Below are 3,108 nucleotides of genomic sequence, written 5' to 3'. Positions count from 1 at the left end.
GTCCCAATACTTTCAAATCTTCCTTGTTGGTAAAGTCTGCAATAATTTGATCTGCATTTCCTGCACCTTTTTCCACTTCTAGGCTATAAGCTTCTGTTTTTATTGTTTTATAACTATTGCTTTTTAAGTCAAAATAGGAAAATTCGACAGGCGGAATAGTGAAATTGCCGGCATGTCTTGGAATTGCTAGATATTCTATCACCTTATTGCCTGACAAACCTTCACGAGTTAATGTAAATTTATTGTCCATCTTTGGGTCGTATACTTCAAAATCCTTTGGAAAAGCTATTTCCGGAGTATTGACCAATTTCAAATTACCTGTACCGGAAATGACTAACTTAATGGTTACAGCATCATTTGTTTTCAGTTCTTTTGTACTGATAGACGAACTGATAGTAAATTCTCCTACTCCTCCAGAGAAATTAGCCGGTTTGCCATCGGGCAATGCTTTCACATTGATGGTCAGCTTAGGAGTAACAATGTTTTTCTTTACTTCCACATAGTTACTTCCACCATTAAAGAAAGCATCAAAAGGATCGTCCGAAGCCACTTGCTGAGCTATAACTCCTTCAAAGGTAATAGACGGAATTTCCATTTTACCTGATTGCTGAGGAAAAAGTACATACTGACTCCACACAGTAGTGTTATAGTTTCTTCCGTTATAATGTTCCAAAGAGAATGTCTTTTGTTGGGGAAGTTCTACTTCTTGTGTATGGAAATTCTTCAAATCCGGCATTTTTCCGTACAACTGTCTCAGATTTACCAGTGTATAAACTTTATAAGTCAACAAGATGGCTTCCTGTTCATAAACAGTAGTCTTACTTGCTGTTGCGGTAATAAACAAATCTTGATTGGTTATTTTGCTTCCGGCAACCTGACTGCGTGAAGAAGTTCTTCCACCGCTATTGTTTCCACCTCCAACACCATTTGCTTGATCAGGCGGTAATACTTTGATTTGTACGGAATTTGAAGTTTTGTTTTGTCCGTCTGCCACAATAGTAGCACCAGGAATGGTGTAAGTTCCTTCTTTATCAGCCATCAAAATATAAGTAAAAGTAATGGAGCTAGTAGAAGTAACATTACCATTTATAATCTGTGTACTACTCTGCTGTGAACGGCTTGGTCCCATTAAAACATCGAACCCCTTGATGTTAGGTGCACGAAAATCCCTGACTTTCTGAGTGTTGACCGTATAAGTCAGCCGGAACTGATCCCCGCTTACTACTACATCAGGCGCAGAAGCGGTAAACGTCACATTTCCGTCTGCCCATGCTCCGAGCACCGATGTTATTAATATGAATAAGAGAATTACTTTCCTCATTGCTATCTAATTATTTTTTTATTTGCCAAAATTAAGAAATTACCAGTCTTTATCCAACTTCTTTCCTTGAATTTGCAGTTGTTTTTTAACTTTATCTTGCACATTCTTTTCATCTTGCATCACAGCATTCAATAATTGTTGGGCATTTTCTTTGGACATTTCATCCTTATTTTGCTGCTGTTGTTGCTGATTTTGATTTTGTTGGTCTTTCTTATCCTGTTCTTGCTGGTCTTTGTTCTGATCCTTTTTGTCGTCTTTCTGATTTTGTTTTTGATCTTGATTCTTATCCTGATTCTGGTCTTGATTTTGCTGTTGGTCTTTCAACAGCTTTTGTGCCAAAGCCAAGTTGTAACGAGTTTCATCATCTTTCGGGTTATTCCGTAAAGATTCCTTATAAGCCTCTATACACTGTGGATACTGCTTGGACGACTGAAGGATAACTCCCATGTTATGATAAATCTGTGCTAGTTTATCTCTATCCTTTTCTACTTTTGAAGCAGATTCAAACTGTTCCATCGCTTCCTTTGCTTTTTGCTGCATCAAGAGCGAGTTTCCCAAATTGAACATAGCATCTGTTGATTTCGGGTTAATTTCCAATGCCTTACGATAATCTACCTCCGCTTTGATAAACAAACTGTCGTTATACAGCTTGTTTCCACTGCGCAGATAATCTCTTTCTGTTTTTTGGGCGAAGGCACAGCTTGCCACAAGTAAGAATAACAGAGTGATATAGGTTTTTTGTAACATAAGCATTCCTTATTTAAATAGTCTGACATTTTTGAAAAGCGGATTCTTCCGTTCCAAAATAAGCATTTCTACCACCAGCAGGATAAGCACCAGCCATGCCAAAGCCTGGAACTGTTCATCGAATTCAGTATAAACCTGACTTTCTACATCAGCTTTTGACAATTTAGCAATTTCATTGTTCAACACCTTTTCGGCAGAGTTGGTATTATCTACGCGGATATACATTCCATTGCCTGCCTTGGCTATTTCCTGGCACATTTGCTCATTCAAGCGGGTGACGATGACATTTCCATCTTTATCGCGACGAAAATTGTTGCTACCATTCTCAGCTGGAATTGGAGAACCATCCGGTGAACCTACCCCTAGTACAAATACCTGCATACCTTTTTCGGCTGCTTCCTGGGCTGCTTCTACTGCCCCACCTTCATGATTCTCACCATCGGTAATGACAATAATCGCACGTCCCACTCCTTCTTGTGGAGTAAAACTCTTCATTGCCAGGCGGATGGCCGTACCGATATCCGTACCTTGTGTGGTTATTAATGACGGGTTAATGGTTTCCAAAAACATCTTGGCAGAAACATAATCGCTTGTAATAGGCAATTGCGTGAAAGCATCACCTGCAAAAACAATCAATCCTACTTTATCATTATTGAACGTATCTACCAGTCTGGATATCAATTTCTTTGATTTGTCCAAACGACTGGGAGTCACATCTTCTGCCAGCATAGAGTTTGAAATGTCTAATGCAATAACAGCTTCCACTCCACTTCGTTTCACCGTTTCCATCTTTGAGCCGAACTGTGGACGGGCCAACATCAGTATAACCAATGTCAACGCAGCAAAAGTCAGCCAAAACTTGATGTCAGGACGATACTTGGAAATAGTCGGCATAAGCCCTTTCAGCAATGCCGGATCACCATATTTGCGAATATTTTGGCGGCGGTGATAATTGGAATACAAATACAGCGCCACCAAAAACGGCAATAGGATGAGTAAATATAAAAAGTTCGGGTCTGCAAATCGAAACATGACTTTCT

3 protein-coding genes are annotated in these 3,108 nt (G+C 39.4%); all 3 read right to left on the bottom strand.

What is annotated here, in order from left to right; all coding sequences use genetic code 11:
* Positions 1–1,321, bottom strand: a 1,321-nt coding sequence (locus AB5935_RS22480; RefSeq protein ID WP_368327583.1) for a BatD family protein, incomplete at its 3' end; no start/stop codon positions are given.
* A gap of 39 nt (positions 1,322–1,360) precedes the next feature.
* Positions 1,361–2,068 (bottom strand): tetratricopeptide repeat protein, encoded by a 708-nt coding sequence (locus AB5935_RS22475; protein ID WP_007842993.1) that lies wholly within the window; start codon positions 2,066–2,068, stop codon positions 1,361–1,363.
* Between the two features lie 9 nt (positions 2,069–2,077).
* Entirely contained in the window at positions 2,078–3,100 is a 1,023-nt protein-coding gene (locus AB5935_RS22470) for a VWA domain-containing protein (RefSeq protein WP_007835406.1), read from the bottom strand.
* Between the last annotated feature and the right edge of the window lie 8 nt (positions 3,101–3,108).

Source organism: Phocaeicola sp. RTP21198st1_B8_RTP21198_201120 (assembly GCF_040929485.1).
In the GTDB taxonomy this organism is placed as follows: domain Bacteria; phylum Bacteroidota; class Bacteroidia; order Bacteroidales; family Bacteroidaceae; genus Phocaeicola; species Phocaeicola dorei.
This window is presented reverse-complemented; position numbering and strand designations above follow the sequence as displayed.